We start from the raw sequence: 19,686 nt of genomic DNA on the forward strand, positions 1-19,686 counted from the left end.
GCCTCAAACGCCCTAAGGTTTCGAAAGTCTTGTTTTCATTAGCAGGGGAGCGAACCAGCTGACCAGTTGGGTCAACACGAAGACGCCGAATACAGCCAGCGGCGCCAATGGCTTCACACCTGCAAAGGTCAGTGCAAACAGCACTGCCGTCAAAATCAGTTTCCCTGCCTCGCCGGCATAAAATGACCGGACGATAGCCTGGGCTGCTCGGGCGCCGGAAAACCGAAAGGCCCTGTGAGCAAAATACATATTGGGCAGCAAGGCTATCAGGCCTCCGCAGAGTCCTGAATATCCGGCAACGACTCCATGCCAATACCAAAGCGCCAATGCGGCGATCAGCGAAATGACAAATTGAGCCAATAAAACCGGAAAAACGGCCAAGCGATGGAACGGCAACGTGTTTGGCGTGCGGGTTTCCATCACTCTTGCTCCTCAATGGTCGGCTGCCGGAAATCAATAACTTGGCATAATTTGTGCCGACAAAATGCGCGCAGAGTATAGGGGCGGTTCTGCCCCTATTCAACTGTCGGGTAGTGATTTCCGATCACACGCTACATAAGCAAATGTTTCAGCGGATGTGGGCAAGGACGCCCTGAAGCTCATCAAGCGAGTTATAACCGATGACCAATTGCCCTTTGCCTTTCTTGCCGTGGCGAATTTGCACCGCAGAGCCCAGCCGCTCGGCCAGGCGCTGCTCGAGACGGGCGATATCCGGATCAGGTTTGGCCGTTTCGACCGGTGCAGGTTTGCCGCTGAGCCACTGGCGAACCAACGCCTCGGTCTGGCGAACGGTGAGCCCCCGTGCGACAACGTGTCGCGCCCCTTCAACCTGTTGATTTTCCGGCAAACCGAGCAAAGCACGGGCGTGCCCCATTTCCAGGTCGCCGTGGGACAACATGGTCTTAATGACTTCCGGCAGCGCAATCAGGCGAAGCAAGTTGGACACGGTCACGCGGGATTTACCCACCGCCTCGGCCACTTGTTGCTGGGTCAGCTGGAATTCCTGCTGCAAACGCTGCAGGGCGATCGCTTCTTCGATCGGGTTGAGGTCTTCGCGCTGGATGTTCTCGATCAGCGCCATGGCGATGGCGGTTTCATCCGGCACGTCGCGAACCATGGCCGGGATGGTTTCCTTGCCGGCCTGCTGGCTGGCGCGCCAGCGGCGCTCACCGGCGATGATTTCAAAGCGGCCGCCGCCAATCGGGCGCACCACGATTGGCTGCATCACGCCCTGGGCCTTGATCGAATTGGCCAGCTCTTCCAGTGCCTGCGGGTCCATGTCCCGGCGTGGCTGGTATTTGCCGCGCTGGATCAGGTCCAGCGGCAGGTGCTGCAGCTCGCGCTCGTCGGCCTGCACCGCTTGTTCTTCAAGCGATGTGACGGTCGGACCACTCAACAGTGCATCCAGTCCACGTCCGAGACCTCGTTTCTTGACGGCCATGGGGATTCCTTAAGTTGGCTGGGCTGCAGCGGTGCGTGAGTTGCGGCGTTGGCGACGAACCATCTCGCCGGCCAGCGCCAGGTAGGCAATGGCACCACGGGAGGACTTGTCGTACGCCAGCGCGGGCATGCCGTAGCTTGGCGCTTCGGCCAGACGGATGTTGCGCGGGATCACCGTGTCGTAAAGCTGATCACCGAAATGTTCCTTGAGCTGCGCCGACACATCGTTCATCAGGCTCAAGCGCGGATCGAACATGGTCCGCAGCAAGCCTTCGATCTGCAGGTTCGGGTTGAGCAACTCGGCGATGCGCTTGATGTTATCCACAAGGTCGCTCAACCCTTCCAGTGCGTAGTACTCGCACTGCATGGGGATAATCACCCCATCGGCGGCCACCAGCGCATTCAAGGTCAGCATCGACAGTGACGGCGGGCAGTCGATCAAAATGTAGTCGTAATTCTCGCGGATCGGCGCCAAGGCGCTACGCAGACGGCTTTCCTTCATCTGCATTTCCAGCAGCACCACTTCCGCCGCGGTCAAATCGCGGTTGGCCGGCAGCAGTTGATAACCGCCGTGTTCGGAGTAGTGCATAGCCTGGGCCAGGTCACACTCGCCAATCAGCAAGTCGTAGACCGAGTTTTCCAGGCCGTGTTTATCCACACCGCTACCCATGGTGGCGTTGCCCTGTGGATCGAGATCGATCAGCAGCACCCGGCGCTTGGTGGCGACCAGGGATGCTGCGAGGTTGATGCAGGTGGTGGTTTTGCCCACGCCACCTTTCTGGTTCGCTATCGCGAATACCTTAGCCATTCTTGCTTGTGTTCCCAATCATGCCGTGCGGCGCAGTATCAGCAGATGGCGTTGGCCTTGGCAACCGGGTACGGCCAAGGCGTGTTCGCTATCGAGGTGGAAGTCTGCCGGCAATGCTAACAGCTCATCGCTTGGATGGACGCCCTTCATTGCCAGCCAGCGGGTATCGCGGTCGCCGAGGTGGCGGGTCCAGTTGCTGAAGTTCTCCATGCTGCTGAAGGCCCTGGAAACAATTCCGTTGAAAGGCTGTTCAGGCGTGAAGGCTTCGACGCGACTGTGGATAACGTGCAGGTTATCCAGCTTGAGTTCGAGTTTGACCTGGGTCAGGAAACGGGTTTTCTTGCCGTTGCTGTCCAGGCAGGTCACTTGGGACTCGGGAAACAGGATGGCCAGGGGAATCCCCGGCATGCCACCGCCACTGCCGACGTCGAGCCAGCGACCGTTTTCGATAAAGGGCATCACGCTCAAGCTGTCGAGCAAGTGACGGGACACCATTTCGTCGGGATCACGCACCGCGGTCAGGTTGTAAGCCTTGTTCCATTTGATCAACAACGCCAAATACCCCAACAGCAGCTCGTGCTGGGTTTCGGTCAAGTCGACGCCCAACTGGCGTGCGCCTGTGGATAACTCTTCTGCGTGTTGCGAGGTGACCAACGAACTCAAGCGCTTTGCTCCAACTGACGGCCCGCGCCGCGTTTTTTCAAATGAATCATCAACAGCGAAATGGCTGCCGGGGTTACGCCCGGGATACGTGAAGCCTGGCCCAATGTCTCGGGACGAGTTATCCCCAGCTTGCTTTGGATTTCTTTCGACAAGCCGGAAATACCGGTGTAGTCGATATCCACAGGCAGCTTGGTGTCTTCACTGGCGCGCAGGCGAGCGATCTCGTCCTGTTGGCGGTCAATGTAACCGGCGTATTTGGTCTTGATTTCGACCTGCTCGGCGACCTGTGGATCTTCCGCGCCCTGGCCGGTCACTTCGACCAGACCAGCGTAGTCGATTTCCGGACGGGACAGCAGGTTGAGCAAGTTGTACTCGTGGGTCAGCGGCGTGCCGAATTTTTCAGCGATCGCGTCGCCTTGTTCAGTGCCAGGGCGAACCCAAGTGCTTTTCAGGCGCTGTTCTTCCAATGCAATGCTTTCGCGTTTTTTGCAGAAGGCTTCCCAACGCACATCATCGACCAGTCCGAGTTCGCGACCTTTTTCGGTCAGGCGCAGGTCCGCGTTGTCTTCACGCAGGATCAAACGGTATTCCGCCCGGGAAGTGAACATCCGGTACGGTTCCTGGGTGCCCAGGGTAATCAGGTCATCGACCAGTACGCCGATATACGCTTCGTCGCGACGCGGGCACCAGCTGTCTTTGCCTTGCGCACGCAATGCTGCGTTGGTCCCGGCCAGCAAACCTTGGGCGCCGGCCTCTTCGTAACCGGTGGTGCCGTTGATTTGGCCTGCGAAGAACAGACCGCCAATCACTTTGGTTTCCAGGCTGTACTTCAGGTCGCGCGGGTCGAAGTAGTCGTATTCGATGGCGTAGCCCGGACGCACGATGTGTGCGTTTTCCATGCCACGGATCGATTGCACTATCTGGATTTGCACGTCGAACGGCAGGGAAGTGGAAATCCCGTTCGGGTACAGCTCATGAGTGGTCAAGCCTTCGGGCTCGATGAAGACTTGGTGGCTTTCCTTGTCGGCAAAGCGGTGGATCTTGTCTTCGATCGACGGGCAATAACGTGGGCCGATGCCTTCGATTACCCCGGAGTACATCGGCGAACGATCGAGGTTCGCGGCGATGATTTCGTGGGTGCGGGCATTGGTGTGGGTAATCCAGCAGCTCACCTGTTTCGGGTGCTGTTCTTTGGAGCCCATGAACGACATGACCGGGATCGGCGTGTCGCCGGCTTGTTCGGTCATCACCGAGAAATCCACAGAACGCCCATCGATACGCGGCGGAGTCCCGGTTTTCAGGCGGCCTACACGCAGCGGTAATTCACGCAGGCGTTTTGCAAGGGCAATCGACGGCGGATCACCAGCGCGACCGCCGGAATAGTTCTGCATACCGATGTGGATAAGTCCGCCGAGGAACGTGCCGGTGGTCAACACCACGGATTCTGCGAAGAAACGCAGGCCCATTTGGGTGACAACACCGCGCACCTGGTCTTGTTCGACGATCAGGTCATCTGCGGCTTGCTGAAATATCCACAGGTTCGGTTGGTTTTCCAGGGTTTCGCGCACAGCAGCCTTGTACAGGATGCGGTCGGCTTGAGCCCGGGTAGCCCTTACGGCTGGGCCTTTGCGGCTGTTGAGCACACGAAACTGAATACCACCCTTATCGGTAGCCATGGCCATCACGCCGCCAAGGGCATCGATTTCCTTGACCAAATGGCTTTTGCCGATCCCACCAATGGCGGGGTTGCAACTCATGGCGCCGAGGGTTTCCACGTTATGCGTCAACAACAGGGTTTTTACCCCCATGCGTGCTGACGCCAGTGCTGCCTCGGTACCGGCATGACCGCCGCCGATGACGATCACTTCAAAACGGGAAGGGAAATCCACCACGCACCTCGTGCCTGCTTATGTAGGTAATCAGGAATTGTCTGTTGAAAGAGTTTTAGAGCTTTGGCGGCAAGTATAGGGACTTAGCCCTTCCTAAAGAACCCTTTGCACAAAATTTAACCAGCTGTGGATGAATCACAGACAATAGAAATTAAAAAGAGAGAAATTTATTAGATCTTTGTTTTTATGTTTATTTCTACGTAGCTATCTTTCTGTGGATAGATCTCTATAGGCCTTTGTTTACGTTGTGTACAGCGATTCAAAAGTCTGTGGTCATGTGCCAATGAGGGGCTTGGATAAGTGCTTTAAGCCTGTGGATTAAACAGGTGCTTATCCACAGGCGGTTTTTTACTCAGGTTTCAGGCCCTGTTATCAACTGGGCACAGAGGCGGTTATTCACAGGGCTTAATCCACAGAAAAGTGCCAACAGACCAAATAACGCCCACGCAAAAGCCGCCACAACCTGGGTGGTCATTCAAAAAATGGATTGGAATGCCCCGAAGTGGGCGAAATAGACAGGCGCGAATGGCCTGTCTATGGGAAACGAGGTGCTATTTACCGATGCAGAAGCTGGAAAAGATCCGCCCAAGCAAATCATCGGAGCTGAATGCACCGGTGATTTCACCCAATAGCTGCTGTGCCTGACGTAAATCTTCAGCCAGCAGTTCCCCTGCGCCCGCCAAAGTCAGCTGTGCCCGGCCGTGCTCCAACGCTGCGCTCGCATGACGCAACGCCTCCAGGTGCCTGCGGCGCGCGCTGAAGCTGCTTTCCGAGGTCTGCTCGTAGCCCATGCAGGCTTTGAGGTGCTCGCGCAGCAGTTCCAGGCCATCCCCCGCTGCTTTAGCGCTCAGGCTGATGGTGACATGGCCATCAGTGCTGGTTTCCATGGCGATGGCTTCACCGGTCAGGTCGGCCTTGTTACGGATCAAGGTGACTTTGGCCGGGTCCGGCCGTTGCTCAAGGAATTCCGGCCACAGTGCAAAAGGATCCACAGCCTCAGGCGCGGTGGCATCGACCACCAACAGCACCCGATCCGCTTCACTGATGGCTTTGAGCGCTCGTTCTACGCCAATCTTTTCTACCTGGTCATCGGTATCGCGCAAGCCAGCGGTGTCGACCACGTGCAGGGGCATACCGTCGATGTGGATATGTTCACGCAAGATATCCCGCGTCGTGCCAGCGATCTCGGTCACGATCGCCGCTTCACGCCCCGCCAGGGCGTTGAGCAGGCTGGATTTGCCGGCATTGGGCCGACCGGCAATTACCACGGTCATGCCATCGCGCAACAAAGCGCCCTGCCCGGCTTCACGCAGTACTGTGGATAACTCATCTCGGACTTTATCCAGCATCGCCAAGACGTGGCCATCGGCGAGAAAGTCGATTTCTTCCTCCGGGAAATCAATCGCCGCCTCCACGTAGATACGCAGGCTGATCAACTGCTCGGTCAAGTTATGCACACGCAGAGAAAATGCGCCCTGCAGCGAGCGCAGTGCGTTGCGTGCCGCCTGTGCAGAACTGGCTTCGATCAAGTCAGCGATGGCTTCGGCCTGGGCCAGGTCGAGTTTGTCGTTCAGGAAGGCGCGTTCACTGAACTCTCCTGGCCGGGCCAAACGACAGCCCAATTGCAAGCAGCGCTGCAGCAACATATCCAGTACAACCGGGCCGCCGTGTCCCTGCAATTCCAGGACATCTTCGCCGGTGAATGAGTTTGGCCCCGGAAAGTAAATCGCCAGCCCCTCATCCAACACACTTTTGTCGGCATCGAGGAAGGGTCCGTAATGGGCATATCGCGGCTTCAACTCGCGGCCGCTGATAGCCTCGGCCGCCTTACCGGCGAGCGGTCCGGAGATACGAACGATACCGACACCGCCGCGACCTTGAGCGGTAGCGACAGCAGCGATGGTTTCACGAGGAGCGCTCATCAGCAGGTTCCAGAACTAAAGTGACGGAAAGCAAAACGCCCCACTAGGGGGCGTCTTGAGTGGTTATCCACAGAGTAAATTATGCAGAGGCTTTTGCGGTAGCCGCTTCGATTTTACGTGTGATGTACCACTGTTGAGAGATCGACAACACGTTGTTGACTACCCAGTACAGCACCAGACCAGCAGGGAACCACAGGAAGAAGAAGGTGAAGATGATTGGCATCATTTTCATTACCTTGGCCTGCATCGGATCCGGCGGAGTCGGGTTCAAACGCTGCTGGATGAACATGGTCGCGCCCATGATGATCGGCAGGATAAAGAACGGGTCTTTGATCGACAGGTCAGTTATCCACAGCATGAACGGTGCCTGGCGCATTTCCACGCTTTCCAGGAGAACCCAGTACAGCGACAGGAACACCGGCATTTGCACAAGAATCGGCAAGCATCCACCCAGCGGGTTGATCTTCTCTTTCTTGTACAGCTCCATCATGGCCTGCGACATTTTCTGCCGATCATCGCCATGTTGTTCTTTCAGCGCCGCCAGTTTCGGTGCTACGGCACGCATGCGCGCCATCGACTTGTAGCTGGCTGCCGACAGTGGGAAGAAGATCCCCTTGATCAGCATGGTCAGGAAGATGATCGAGAAGCCCCAGTTACCCACAATGCTGTGGATATGTTGCAGCAACCAGAAAATCGGCTGGGCGATGAACCACAGGAAGCCGTAATCCACAGTCAGTTCCAGACCTGGGGACAACTCTTTCAGCACAGCCTGGCTTTTTGGGCCGGCGTACAGGGTAGCGCTGGTTTCTGCCTTGGCACCGGGTGCTACGGTCAACGCCGGGCCAGTGAAGCCAATGATGTAGTTGCCTTGGCTGTCCTTGCGGGTTTGAACCAGGTTCGCGTCGCCCTTGCTCGGGATCCAGGCGGTCACAAAGTAGTGTTGCAGCCAGGCTACCCAACCACCTTGAACAGTTTCTTTCAGCGAGCCCTTGTCGATATCTTTCATCGACACTTTTTTGTACGGCTCGTTACTTGTCCACAGGGCGGCGCCCAGGTAAGTCGCGGTGCCGGTGGCAGTGCTGGAAGAAGGATCGGAACTGGCGTCACGCTTGAGCTGGGCAAACAGGTTGCCGCTCCATGGTTTGTCGCTTTCGTTGTCGATCAGGTAAGTGACCTTCAAGTCGTACAGACCACGGGTAAAGCTGAAACGCTTGATGTAGTTGACGCCGTCGAGGCTGAATTTCAGGTCAACGTTCAACTGGTTCTGGCCATCAGCCAGTTGATAAGTCTTCTGTTCGGTCGAATAAACCGGACGACCGGTAGCACGCGCATCCGGACCGTTGGTGCCGGTCAGGCCACTTTGCGCCAGATAAGTACGTTCACCACCGTTATCGAACAGTTGGAACGGAACATCCGGATGGTCTTGGCGACGTGGATACAGCGGCAGTTTCAACTGCGCGATATCACCACCTTGTGGGTCGATAGCCAGGTCGAGCACATCCGTTTTGACATGGATGAGGTCTTTATTGGTGACCACTGGCGTTTCTAAAGGGGCGCTTGTCTCGCCATTCGCGCTGGGAACATCGGCACTCGCGGACGCATTGTTACCCAGCGGGGTGTCCGGAATAGCCGGCGCAGCCTGATTGGTAGCAACATTCTGAGTCGGCAGGGCAGCTTGGCCATAGTCCTGGTTCCACTGAAGAACCATGACGTAGGACACGATTGCCAGGGCGACGATCAGGATCGTGCGTTTAATATCCATGATTACTCGGCCATCGAAGAAGAACGGGAGGTAGGGATAGGTGGAACCGGGTCATAACCACCGGGATTCCACGGATGACAGCGACCTAAACGACGAAAGGTCAGCCAGCCACCGCGCAGAAGACCATGATTTTCTATGGCCTCTAACGCGTAGCAGGAACAACTGGGGTAGAAACGACAGTGGTTGGCCATCAGAGGACTAATGGCATAGCGATAAAACTGGATCGGAACGAGGGCCAGTTTACGCATCGGTACTGTCTACCCCTACAGTTTCGGTGTTGGTCACTGGAGCTGGTTTGTTGGTACGCGCCAGACGTTTCCAGAGCTTGCCGAAATGCTGAATCAATTCGGGGTTTTCTACATCACCCAAGCCTTTGCGCGCGACGATAACAATATCCCAACCAACCAGAGTGTCCTGGTGGAGGCGAAACGATTCGCGCATCAGACGCTTGAGGCGATTGCGCTCAACGGAGAGCTTTACGCTCTTCTTGCCGATCACCAACCCGAGACGGGGGTGATCAAGATCGTTGTTACGCGCAAGGAGCAGGAGATTTTTCCCCGGAACCTTGCCGGTGGGGGAGTCAAAGACTGCCTTGAAATGCCGGGGGGTTAGCAGACGCTTTTCCCGACTGAAGTCCTGACTCACCACCAGTACCGGATTATCAAACTGCCAGACGCGCACGACCTTTGGCGCGGCGACGCGACAGGACAGCACGGCCGTTCTTGGTGGCCATGCGAGCACGGAAGCCGTGGGTACGGGCGCGTTTGATGGTGCTTGGTTGGAAAGTACGTTTCATGGCGTTGTTACCTGGTTCGTCCACAACGGGCCGGAATGGCCCCCGTTTTAAGAGACCGGCGATTCTAGAGAAAGCAAGCCTCTAGGTCAATTTCCAACCAGCTTTTCCTTTAATTAGATATCTACCGCCCATCTGCCTCTTCTATCCGCTCGGCTTTCCCAAGTCAGGGCATAAATATAAAAATAAAGAAGGAAGTTATTTAAAGCTTTTCTGTAAAGCTTATAAAAGCTAGGCAGGCCTTCCTCTGTGGATAACTACCTTGAGGCCTTATTCCACCTGATGTACAGAGAATGACAACACGGGGGAGAAACGGTGCTCTGCCTGTGCTGCGCTGTCGGATAAGCTGTGGGCGAAAGGGGTTGTTATCCACAGGCCAGTTACCCACAGACTTTCGACCCCACTTGTACAACGACCTTAGGTAGGCTTATCCACAGAGCTTATGCACAGACCATTGGTCGCCTTTATTACCGTTAAGACGTTGATTTTGGCCGGCCTGTGATCAAGCTACATGTGGATAAGTGGGCGGCTCGCCGCTACAATGGCGGCTGTTTTTGCCTCACCGGCTTTCAACTTAGGGGATATCCGTGTCAGTGGAACTTTGGCAGCAGTGCGTGGAGCTTTTGCGCGAAGAGCTGCCTGCCCAGCAATTCAACACCTGGATCCGTCCGCTACAGGTCGAAGCCGAAGGCGACGAGTTGCGTGTCTACGCGCCCAATCGTTTTGTTCTCGACTGGGTCAACGAGAAGTACCTGAGCCGCGTTCTCGAATTGCTCGATGAACATGGCAACGGCCTTGCGCCCGTGCTCTCCTTATTAATAGGCAGCAAACGTAGCTCGGCGCCTCGCGCTGCGCCGAATGCGCCACTGGCTGCGGCTGCGTCGCAAGCCCAGGCTACGGCGGCACCTGCTGTCAGTGCGCCGGCGCCTGCACCCTCTAAATCATCTGCGCAAAAAAACGCAGCAGAGAGTGAAGAGCCGTCCCGCGACAGCTTTGACCCGATGGCAGGCGCAGCCTCCCAGCAAGCCCCGGTCCGCGCTGAACAGCGCACCGTGCAGGTCGAAGGCGCGCTCAAGCACACCAGCTACCTGAACCGCACGTTTACCTTCGAGAACTTCGTCGAAGGTAAGTCCAACCAGCTGGCTCGCGCCGCCGCCTGGCAGGTTGCTGACAACCCCAAGCACGGTTACAACCCGCTCTTCCTTTATGGCGGTGTTGGCTTGGGTAAAACTCACTTGATGCATGCTGTGGGTAACCACCTATTAAAGAAGAACCCGAATGCCAAGGTCGTGTACCTGCACTCGGAGCGTTTCGTGGCTGACATGGTCAAGGCCTTGCAGCTCAACGCCATCAACGAGTTCAAGCGGTTCTACCGCTCGGTTGATGCGTTGCTGATCGATGACATTCAATTCTTTGCCCGCAAAGAGCGTTCCCAGGAAGAGTTCTTCCACACCTTTAACGCCCTGCTCGAAGGTGGCCAACAGGTCATCTTGACCAGTGACCGTTATCCGAAAGAAATCGAAGGCCTGGAAGAACGTCTGAAATCTCGCTTCGGCTGGGGCCTGACCGTTGCGGTAGAGCCACCGGAGCTGGAAACCCGCGTTGCAATCCTGATGAAAAAAGCCGACCAGGCCAAGGTGGACTTGCCCCACGATGCGGCGTTCTTCATCGCTCAACGCATCCGCTCCAACGTGCGTGAGTTGGAAGGCGCGCTCAAGCGGGTCATCGCACACTCTCACTTCATGGGCCGCGACATCACCATCGAGCTGATTCGCGAATCCCTGAAGGACTTGCTGGCACTGCAGGACAAACTGGTGAGTGTGGATAACATCCAGCGCACCGTGGCCGAGTACTACAAGATCAAGATTTCCGACTTGCTGTCCAAGCGCCGTTCGCGCTCGGTGGCACGTCCTCGGCAGGTGGCCATGGCGCTCTCCAAAGAGCTGACCAACCACAGCCTGCCGGAAATCGGTGATGTGTTTGGCGGACGCGACCACACTACGGTCTTGCACGCGTGCCGCAAGATCAACGAACTTAAGGAATCCGACGCGGATATTCGCGAGGACTACAAGAACCTGCTGCGTACACTGACCACTTGATGACACCAGCGCAGCTTATTAAGGCAAGGGACTAGACCATGCATTTCACCATTCAACGCGAAGCCCTGTTGAAACCCCTGCAACTGGTCGCAGGCGTCGTCGAGCGCCGACAGACCTTGCCGGTGCTTTCCAACGTATTGCTGGTAGTCGAAGGCCAGCAATTGTCCTTGACCGGTACTGACCTGGAGGTCGAGCTGGTCGGTCGTGTGCAGCTGGAAGAGCCTGCCGAGCCGGGCGAGATCACCGTACCGGCGCGCAAGCTGATGGACATCTGCAAAAGCCTGCCGAACGATGCGCTGATCGACATCAAGGTCGATGATGCGAAGTTGGTGGTCAAGGCCGGCCGCAGCCGTTTCACCCTGTCCACGTTGCCGGCGAATGATTTCCCGACCGTTGAAGAAGGCCCAGGCTCGCTGACCTGCAGCCTGGAGCAGAGCAAACTGCGTCGTTTGATCGAGCGCACCAGCTTCGCCATGGCCCAGCAGGACGTGCGTTACTACCTCAACGGCATGCTGTTGGAAGTGTCGGAAGGCATCATCCGCGCTGTGGCTACCGATGGTCACCGTCTGGCCATGTGCTCGATGCGCGCCGATATCGGTCAACCAGACCGTCACCAGGTCATTGTGCCGCGCAAAGGTATCCTTGAACTGGCACGTCTGCTCACTGAGCCGGAAGGCAACGTCAGCATCGTGTTGGGTCAGCACCACATTCGTGCGACCACCGGCGAGTTCACCTTCACTTCCAAGCTGGTTGACGGCAAGTTCCCGGATTACGAGCGCGTGCTGCCTAAAGGTGGCGACAAGCTGGTACTGGGTGATCGTCAGGCCCTGCGTGAAGCGTTCAGCCGTACCGCGATTCTTTCCAACGAGAAGTACCGTGGTATCCGCCTGCAACTGGCCAACGGTCAGCTGAAAATCCAGGCGAACAACCCGGAGCAGGAAGAAGCGGAAGAAGAAGTGGGCGTCGACTACAACGGCGGCTCCCTGGAAATCGGCTTTAACGTGAGCTACCTTTTGGACGTACTGGGTGTGATGACCACTGAACAGGTTCGCCTGATTCTGTCGGACTCCAACAGCAGCGCCCTGGTGCAGGAATCTGACAACGACGACTCGGCTTACGTTGTCATGCCGATGCGCCTGTAATCATGTTCAGCAGAAGCTAGATGTCCCTCAGTCGCGTCTCGGTCACCGCGGTGCGCAATCTGCACCCGGTGACCTTCTCCCCCTCCCCCCGCATCAATATCCTCCACGGCGCCAACGGCAGTGGCAAAACCAGCGTGCTGGAAGCCATTCACCTGCTGGGGCTCGCCCGATCCTTTCGCAGCGCTCGCTTGTTACCGGTGATTCAGTACGAGCAATTGGCGTGCACTGTGTTTGGCCAAGTCGAACTCGCTGAAGGTGGGCACAGCAGTCTGGGGATATCCCGTGATCGCGGCGGAGAGTTCCAGATTCGCATTGACGGGCAAAATGCACGCAGTGCTGCGCAGTTGGCAGAGATCCTGCCGCTGCAATTGATCAACCCCGACAGTTTCCGTCTGTTGGAAGGTGCACCAAAAATCCGCAGGCAATTCCTCGATTGGGGAGTGTTCCACGTGGAACCGCGTTTCATGGCCACTTGGCAGCGCCTGCAGAAGGCCCTGCGGCAGCGGAACTCATGGCTGCGGCATGGTACACTTGACGCCGCTTCGCAAGCGGCCTGGGACCGGGAACTGTGCCTGGCCAGCGACGAAATAGATGAATACCGCCGTGCCTATATCAAAGCCTTGAAACCAGTCTTTGAGCAGACCTTGAGTGAGTTGCTGGATCTCGAGGGGCTGACGCTGAGTTACTACCGTGGTTGGGATAAAGAACGTGAGCTGAGTGCAGTGCTCGCGACATCCCTGCAGCGTGATCAGCAAATTGGCCATACCCAGGCCGGACCTCAACGGGCTGATTTGCGTCTTAGGTTAGGCGCTCACAATGCCGCGGACATCTTGTCCCGTGGCCAGCAGAAGTTGGTGGTGTGTGCGCTGCGTATCGCCCAGGGCCATCTGGTTAGCCAGGCCCGACGCGGACAATGTATTTATCTGGTGGATGACTTGCCGTCGGAACTCGACGAGCAACACCGCCGCGCGCTATGCCGCTTGTTGGAAGAATTACGCTGCCAGGTGTTTATCACCTGTGTAGACCACGAATTATTGAGGGAAGGCTGGCAGATGGAAACGCCAGTCGCTTTGTTCCACGTGGAACAAGGCCGTATCACCCAGACCCACGACCATCGGGAGTGAAGGCATGAGCGAAGAAAACACGTACGACTCGACCAGCATTAAAGTGCTGAAAGGTTTGGATGCCGTACGCAAACGTCCCGGTATGTACATTGGCGACACTGATGACGGTAGCGGTCTGCACCACATGGTGTTCGAGGTGGTCGACAACTCCATCGACGAAGCTCTGGCCGGTCACTGCGACGACATCAGCATCATCATCCACCCGGATGAATCGATTACCGTGCGCGACAACGGTCGCGGCATCCCGGTAGACGTGCACAAAGAAGAAGGCGTTTCGGCAGCAGAGGTCATTATGACCGTGCTCCACGCCGGCGGTAAGTTCGACGACAACTCCTATAAAGTTTCCGGCGGTTTGCACGGTGTAGGTGTGTCGGTAGTAAACGCCCTTTCCGAAGAGCTGATCCTGACCGTTCGCCGCAGCGGCAAGATCTGGGAACAGACGTACATCCACGGTGTTCCGAAAGAGCCGATGAAAATCGTCGGTGACAGTGAAACCACCGGTACTCAGATTCACTTCAAACCATCGGCTGAAACCTTCAAGAATATCCACTTCAGCTGGGACATCCTGGCCAAGCGGATTCGTGAACTGTCCTTCCTGAACTCCGGCGTGGGTATCGTCCTCAAGGACGAACGCAGCGGCAAGGAAGAGCTGTTCAAATACGAAGGCGGCCTGCGTGCGTTCGTTGAATACCTGAACACCAACAAGACTGCGGTCAACCAGGTGTTCCACTTCAACATTCAGCGTGAAGACGGCATCGGCGTGGAAATCGCCCTGCAGTGGAACGACAGCTTCAACGAGAACCTGTTGTGCTTCACCAATAACATTCCTCAGCGCGACGGTGGTACTCACTTGGTGGGTTTCCGTTCCGCACTGACGCGTAACCTGAACACCTACATCGAAGCCGAAGGCTTGGCCAAGAAGCACAAAGTCGCCACCACCGGTGACGATGCGCGTGAAGGCCTGACCGCGATTATCTCGGTAAAAGTGCCGGATCCCAAGTTCAGCTCCCAGACCAAAGACAAGCTGGTGTCTTCCGAAGTGAAGACTGCCGTGGAACAGGAGATGGGCAAATACTTCTCCGACTTCCTGCTGGAGAACCCGAACGAAGCCAAGCTGGTCGTCGGCAAGATGATCGACGCCGCACGTGCCCGTGAAGCGGCGCGTAAGGCCCGTGAGATGACCCGCCGTAAAGGTGCATTGGACATCGCTGGCCTGCCAGGCAAACTGGCTGACTGTCAGGAGAAGGACCCTGCCCTCTCCGAACTGTACCTGGTGGAAGGTGACTCTGCTGGCGGTTCCGCCAAGCAGGGTCGTAACCGTCGCACCCAGGCCATCCTGCCGTTGAAAGGTAAGATCCTCAACGTCGAGAAGGCTCGCTTCGACAAGATGATTTCTTCCCAGGAAGTCGGCACCTTGATCACGGCATTGGGCTGCGGTATTGGCCGTGACGAGTACAACATCGACAAACTGCGTTACCACAACATCATCATCATGACCGATGCTGACGTCGACGGTTCGCACATCCGTACCCTGCTGCTGACCTTCTTCTTCCGTCAGTTGCCGGAGCTGATCGAGCGTGGCTACATCTACATCGCTCAGCCGCCGTTGTACAAAGTGAAAAAGGGCAAGCAAGAGCAGTACATCAAAGACGACGACGCCATGGAAGAGTACATGACGCAGTCGGCCCTTGAAGATGCCAGCCTGCACTTGAACGACGAAGCGCCGGGTATCTCCGGTGAGTCGCTGGAACGTCTGGTAAACGACTTCCGCATGGTGATGAAGACCCTCAAGCGTCTGTCGCGCCTGTACCCTCAGGAACTGACCGAGCACTTCATCTACCTGCCGGCCGTCAGCCTGGAACAGTTGGGTGATCATGCAGCAATGCAGGATTGGCTGGCTCAGTACGAAGTGCGCCTGCGTACTGTCGAGAAGTCTGGCCTAGTGTACAAAGCCAGCCTGCGTGAAGACCGTGAACGTAACGTCTGGCTGCCAGAGGTCGAGCTGATCTCCCATGGCCTGTCGAACTACGTCACCTTCAACCGCGACTTCTTCGGCAGCAACGATTACAAAACCGTGGTGACCCTGGGCGCACAACTGAGCACCCTGTTGGACGACGGCGCTTATATTCAGCGTGGCGAACGCAAGAAGCAGGTCAAGGAATTCAAGGAAGCCCTTGATTGGCTGATGGCGGAAAGCACCAAGCGCCACACCATCCAGCGATACAAAGGTCTGGGTGAAATGAACCCGGATCAACTGTGGGAAACCACCATGGACCCAGCCCAGCGTCGCATGCTGCGCGTGACCATCGAAGACGCCATTGGCGCGGACCAGATCTTCAACACTCTGATGGGTGATGCGGTCGAGCCTCGTCGTGACTTCATCGAAAGCAATGCCCTGGCGGTTTCCAACCTGGACTTCTGATCCCGGTAAGCCTGCCAAACTAAAAAGGCCAACGCTTAGCGTTGGCCTTTTTTATTGGGTGAAAATCAGCGAATTTGAAAATGCTCCACGTGGAACATCAGCGTAATCAGCCTTGAGAAGCTGCCGCTACACTCTCCAATCGATACCCATACCCATAGATCGTCAGCAACTGCCAACCCCGATCCGCTGTCAGCCCCAGCTTGTTTCGTAGCCGGTAGATATGCGTATCCAGCGGCCGTGAAGACACCATTTCTTCATGGGTCCAGAACCGCTCGTAGAGGTATTCGCGAGAAAGGGGGCGTGCCAGGTTGGCAAACAGACAGCTAGCCAAACGGTACTCACGCTCCGTGAGGTTGATCGGTTTACCCGCGCGGGTCACGGTCAATTCAGCATCATCAAAGGTCAAGTCATTGAAACTCTGCACTTCGTGGGTGGCAGACTTTTGCAGTCCATGCCGACGCAGAACCGCCGTGACCCGTGCTTTCAGTTCATTAGGACGGAAAGGTTTGCTGACGTAATCATCGGCGCCACTGTTGAGCGCGGTGACGATGTCGCTCTCGGCATCACGGCTGGTGAGCATGATGACGGCGGGCGGCGACTCCATGTGTTCGCGGGTCCATCGCAGCAATGCGATCCCTGTGATGTCCGGCAATTGCCAGTCGAGTATCAGCAGGTCGAAGGTTTCCCGGCGCAGTTGGCGGAGCAGGTCTTCTCCACGTTCGAAGCAATGCAGGGACCAGGGCTGTTCGGTGGTGCTGGGGATTTGTCGCAGTGTCTGTTCCACCCGGCGCAGTTCGGCGGGCTCGTCATCCAGTATTGCGACACGCATGGGTGGGTCCTTTCATTTGAAGAGAGCGGCAGCCGTCGGCCAGTGTTTGAATCTGAAGAATTGTGCGCAGATTCATCGACCCCTCGGATCTCTCTATACGCTGGGATCAATGAGCGATTAACCCATTGAAAGTCCTCGATACCAATGTGGGAAAGATACCGGCTCCTGACGCTGAGGAAAAGGATCAGCCGACGCATGCGCTGCCGTAAACTCTTGTGCACTGATGTCCGATACCCGCTGGGATTGGCGGCGCCCCCACCGACAGAGCCTTTATGAACATCCAGCAGAAAACTTTTCCAGCATGCCGAAAATGAGCTTCACTGGGCTCAAAGCCTCGTTCTTCACGTGCGCTTGTCGGCTTACGACGAAAACGGCCTTGAGGGAGAAACCGGGGTCTATGACATCTTCTACTACCCACCCACTGCTCAGGTGCGTTGACCGATGATGCTCTGGGGCAAGGCCGAGAAACGCCAACCCACCCATGCTCAGCGCTTGTTCCACGGACTGGTGCGCGAGTGGTTGTGGATAGGTTTGCTGCTGCTGCCTATCACCGCCTACCTGTCGCTGAGCCCTGGCCTTGCCTTGAATAATCCGTTGTACGACAGCCTGCGTCGCCTCACGCCACTGCCAGTCGATCCGCGTGTCTTGCTGGTGACGATAGATGACTCCAGCCTGAAAAAGCTCGGCCGATGGCCTTGGCCACGCAGCGTGCACGCCGACCTGATCGACCGCCTGAGCGCCGCGCAACCCGCAGGCATTTTGTTCGATGTGATCTTCAGTGAGCCTGGAGATCCTGCCAATGACAAACGCCTGGCCGAGTCGGTCTGTAACGCTGGCAATGTCTTGCTGCCTCTGGTGCGTGAAGGGGCTGCGAACTATAGCCAGCCGGACACGCAGGTGATGCCCCTGCTCAAATGCGCCAAAGGCTTGGGCCACATCAATGTTGAAGCGGACAGCGATGGCGTGGTCCGCAGCCTCTACCTGCGTGAAGGTCCGGCCGAGGCCACGGCGCCGCAATTGGCCTGGTTGGCCTATGAGATGAGTGGCGAGTTGTCTGAAATGCCGGGCGAGCCTCTGCAATCGCTCACTGAACACTGGCATCGGGAACACGCTATTCGCATCCCGTTTATTGCCACCCATACCCATTTTCCCAGCGTGTCCTACGCCAGCGTACTGCGCGGTGAAGTCGCTCCCGAGCAATTGCGTGGTCGTCTGATTCTAGTGGGGTCGACTGCATCCGGTATGGGCGATCGTTTCGTCACACCTGTGTCTTCGACGATTGGCACCACGGCAGGCGTAGAGATCCAGGCCAACGTGCTGAATGGCTTGCTTCAAGGCCGCAGCATCGTTGATCTGCCGGGCTGGCTCGCGGCCTTGATGGCGACCTCGTTGGTGGCATTGCTACTGGGCCTGCTGCTCTATCGCCCACGCTATGCGTTATGGATGACGTTGGGATGCATGGCCGTCGCATTACTCGGTTCCCTGGCCCTGTTGCGCCTGGGGCACTGGTGGTCGCCTGCGGCCTGCCTGATTGGCTTGCTGCTCAGTTACCTGATCTGGAACTGGCGCCGCCTCAGTGTGATCCTCGCCTACTTCGGCTGGGAACTGGCACGTCTGGACAACGAACCCAAAGTCCTGCCCGAACGCCGCCGTGCACCCGCCAGTAAAGGCGACGTGCTGCAGGCGCGTATCTTTGCCCTGGAGCAAGCTGTAAGCCGTACGCGTGACACACGGCGCTTTATGGCCGATGGCCTGGAGTGCCTGCCGGTGGCGACGCTGATTACCGATCCCAAGGGCAATATCCTGCTGGCCAACCGCATTGCGCGGGAAGTGTTCGGTAATGAGCTGGTTACCCATAACCTGCTGGAGCAGCTGGCCGATCTGGGCTACCCGCCGCTGCACAATGGCGTGCGCCCTGCCCTATCAGTGCTGGAGCTTGTGGAATTCCGAGACATCCACCAACGCAGCCTGCGCATGGAGCTTGCGCCCCTGCTGCCGGCTGAAGGCGACGTCGCCCTTGGTTGGTTGCTGAGCCTGACGGATTTGAGTAAGGAGCGCGAAGCGCAGCAACACCGCGAGACGATGTTGCGGTTCCTCTCTCACGACCTGCGCGCCCCCCATTCAGCGATCCTTGCGCTGCTGGATGTGCATAACGGTGAATCCCCGGTTTTTGCCCAGATCGAACAGCAGGTTCGCCGGGCCTTGGGCCTCACCGAATCCTTCGTGCAACTGGCGAAAGCCGAGGCTGACGGTTACCAGTTCCAGCCGACGCTGTTTGCCATGCTGGTCATGGATGCCTTTGACCAAGTGGCGCTGATTGCCCAGCTCAAGGGGATTCATCTGGTTCACGACTTGGACGAGGCCGATGAAGGCATGGTGTCGGCTGATCAGTCACTGCTCACACGGGCGTTGTTCAATGTGCTGGAGAACGCCATCAAGTATTCACCTTCCGGGACGACCGTGAGGTTGAGGCACAGCAGCGCAGAAGGCTGGTTGGAATGCCGTATCAGTGACCAGGGCCCGGGGATTGCTGCAGAGGACCTGCCGGAGCTGTTCAGCCAGTACCGTCGCTTCGACTCGGCTCAAGGCAGCGAAGGCCTGGGGTTGGGGCTGACGATGGTCAAGGCCGTGGTAGAGCGTCACGGTGGTCACATCGGTTGCGAAAGTGTGGTGGGTAAAGGCACCACATTCAGCATTCGACTGCCGTTGCTGGAAGACTGAAAAACGTACTTTATGCTGTGCATAAAAAACCGGTCGCAAGGACCGGTTTTTTTATGCGGAAAAAACTTATGC

At 57.0% G+C, this 19,686-nt stretch carries 16 protein-coding genes and 1 pseudogene; 6 read left to right on the forward strand and 11 right to left on the reverse strand.

Going from position 1 to position 19,686, the window contains the following annotated elements:
* Positions 1 to 12: 12 nt before the first annotated feature.
* The 10 genes from CI807_RS06400 to rpmH all read right to left on the reverse strand — a co-directional run bounded on the left by CI807_RS06400 (position 13) and on the right by rpmH (position 9,280).
* Positions 13 to 420, reverse strand: coding sequence for a F0F1 ATP synthase subunit I (locus CI807_RS06400; protein WP_017528671.1), 408 nt, complete (start codon positions 418 to 420; stop codon positions 13 to 15).
* A 148-nt stretch (positions 421 to 568) separates the two neighbouring features.
* On the reverse strand, positions 569 to 1,441 hold the full coding sequence (locus tag CI807_RS06405) for a ParB/RepB/Spo0J family partition protein (RefSeq protein ID WP_016970690.1): 873 nt from the start codon (positions 1,439 to 1,441) through the stop codon (positions 569 to 571).
* Between the two features lie 9 nt (positions 1,442 to 1,450).
* Entirely contained in the window at positions 1,451 to 2,248 is a 798-nt protein-coding gene (locus tag CI807_RS06410; RefSeq protein ID WP_016978715.1) for a ParA family protein, read from the reverse strand.
* Between the two features lie 18 nt (positions 2,249 to 2,266).
* A complete protein-coding gene (gene rsmG / locus CI807_RS06415; protein WP_033900490.1) occupies positions 2,267 to 2,911 on the reverse strand; it encodes a 16S rRNA (guanine(527)-N(7))-methyltransferase RsmG in 645 nt (214 codons plus the stop codon).
* Positions 2,908 to 4,800 carry a tRNA uridine-5-carboxymethylaminomethyl(34) synthesis enzyme MnmG gene (mnmG, locus tag CI807_RS06420; protein WP_068937761.1) on the reverse strand — a complete coding sequence of 631 codons (1,893 nt, stop codon included), beginning with the start codon at positions 4,798 to 4,800 and terminating at the stop codon, positions 2,908 to 2,910. The genes rsmG and mnmG overlap by 4 nt, the downstream gene beginning before the upstream one ends.
* Positions 4,801 to 5,351: 551 nt before the next feature.
* Positions 5,352 to 6,722, reverse strand: coding sequence for a tRNA uridine-5-carboxymethylaminomethyl(34) synthesis GTPase MnmE (mnmE, locus tag CI807_RS06425; protein ID WP_095014086.1), 1,371 nt, complete (start codon positions 6,720 to 6,722; stop codon positions 5,352 to 5,354).
* 79 nt (positions 6,723 to 6,801) lie between these two features.
* Complete coding sequence (gene yidC / locus CI807_RS06430; RefSeq protein WP_016978719.1) at positions 6,802 to 8,484, reverse strand: membrane protein insertase YidC; 1,683 nt, start codon at positions 8,482 to 8,484, stop codon at positions 6,802 to 6,804.
* Between the two features lie 2 nt (positions 8,485 to 8,486).
* Entirely contained in the window at positions 8,487 to 8,732 is a 246-nt protein-coding gene (gene yidD, locus CI807_RS06435) for a membrane protein insertion efficiency factor YidD (RefSeq protein WP_003213574.1), read from the reverse strand.
* Positions 8,725 to 9,129, reverse strand: coding sequence for a ribonuclease P protein component (gene rnpA / locus CI807_RS06440; protein ID WP_218239533.1), 405 nt, complete (start codon positions 9,127 to 9,129; stop codon positions 8,725 to 8,727). Before rnpA ends, yidD begins: the two co-directional genes overlap by 8 nt.
* A 16-nt stretch (positions 9,130 to 9,145) precedes the next feature.
* The gene (gene rpmH, locus CI807_RS06445; protein ID WP_003213577.1) at positions 9,146 to 9,280 is read right to left on the reverse strand and encodes a 50S ribosomal protein L34; all 135 of its coding nucleotides are present in this window, start codon (positions 9,278 to 9,280) and stop codon (positions 9,146 to 9,148) included.
* A 584-nt stretch (positions 9,281 to 9,864) separates the two neighbouring features.
* Between rpmH and dnaA the strand changes: the two genes are divergently transcribed.
* The 4 genes from dnaA to gyrB are packed head-to-tail and all read left to right on the forward strand — an operon-like array spanning position 9,865 to position 16,064.
* A complete protein-coding gene (dnaA, locus tag CI807_RS06450; RefSeq protein ID WP_095014088.1) occupies positions 9,865 to 11,376 on the forward strand; it encodes a chromosomal replication initiator protein DnaA in 1,512 nt (503 codons plus the stop codon).
* Positions 11,377 to 11,414: 38 nt separating this feature from the next.
* Positions 11,415 to 12,518, forward strand: coding sequence for a DNA polymerase III subunit beta (gene dnaN / locus CI807_RS06455; RefSeq protein ID WP_016970682.1), 1,104 nt, complete (start codon positions 11,415 to 11,417; stop codon positions 12,516 to 12,518).
* Positions 12,519 to 12,538: 20 nt separating this feature from the next.
* Positions 12,539 to 13,642 carry a DNA replication/repair protein RecF gene (recF, locus tag CI807_RS06460; protein WP_095014089.1) on the forward strand — a complete coding sequence of 368 codons (1,104 nt, stop codon included), beginning with the start codon at positions 12,539 to 12,541 and terminating at the stop codon, positions 13,640 to 13,642.
* Positions 13,643 to 13,646: 4 nt separating this feature from the next.
* Positions 13,647 to 16,064, forward strand: coding sequence for a DNA topoisomerase (ATP-hydrolyzing) subunit B (gene gyrB / locus CI807_RS06465; protein ID WP_016978723.1), 2,418 nt, complete (start codon positions 13,647 to 13,649; stop codon positions 16,062 to 16,064).
* Positions 16,065 to 16,170: 106 nt separating this feature from the next.
* On the opposite strand, the gene CI807_RS06470 is transcribed toward gyrB, so the two are convergent.
* Positions 16,171 to 16,893, reverse strand: a complete 723-nt coding sequence (locus tag CI807_RS06470; RefSeq protein WP_095014090.1) for a response regulator transcription factor — start codon at positions 16,891 to 16,893, stop codon at positions 16,171 to 16,173.
* A gap of 257 nt (positions 16,894 to 17,150) precedes the next feature.
* Here CI807_RS06470 and CI807_RS31720 point away from each other — a divergent pair.
* Both CI807_RS31720 and CI807_RS06480 read left to right on the forward strand, forming a co-directional pair.
* Positions 17,151 to 17,331, forward strand: a pseudogene (locus CI807_RS31720) (hypothetical protein); the annotation flags it as partial.
* A 3-nt stretch (positions 17,332 to 17,334) separates the two neighbouring features.
* Positions 17,335 to 19,614, forward strand: a complete 2,280-nt coding sequence (locus CI807_RS06480; protein ID WP_095014091.1) for a CHASE2 domain-containing protein — start codon at positions 17,335 to 17,337, stop codon at positions 19,612 to 19,614.
* Positions 19,615 to 19,686: the final 72 nt, after the last annotated feature.

Source organism: Pseudomonas sp. NS1(2017) (genome assembly GCF_002269425.1).
GTDB classification, from domain to species: domain Bacteria; phylum Pseudomonadota; class Gammaproteobacteria; order Pseudomonadales; family Pseudomonadaceae; genus Aquipseudomonas; species Aquipseudomonas reactans.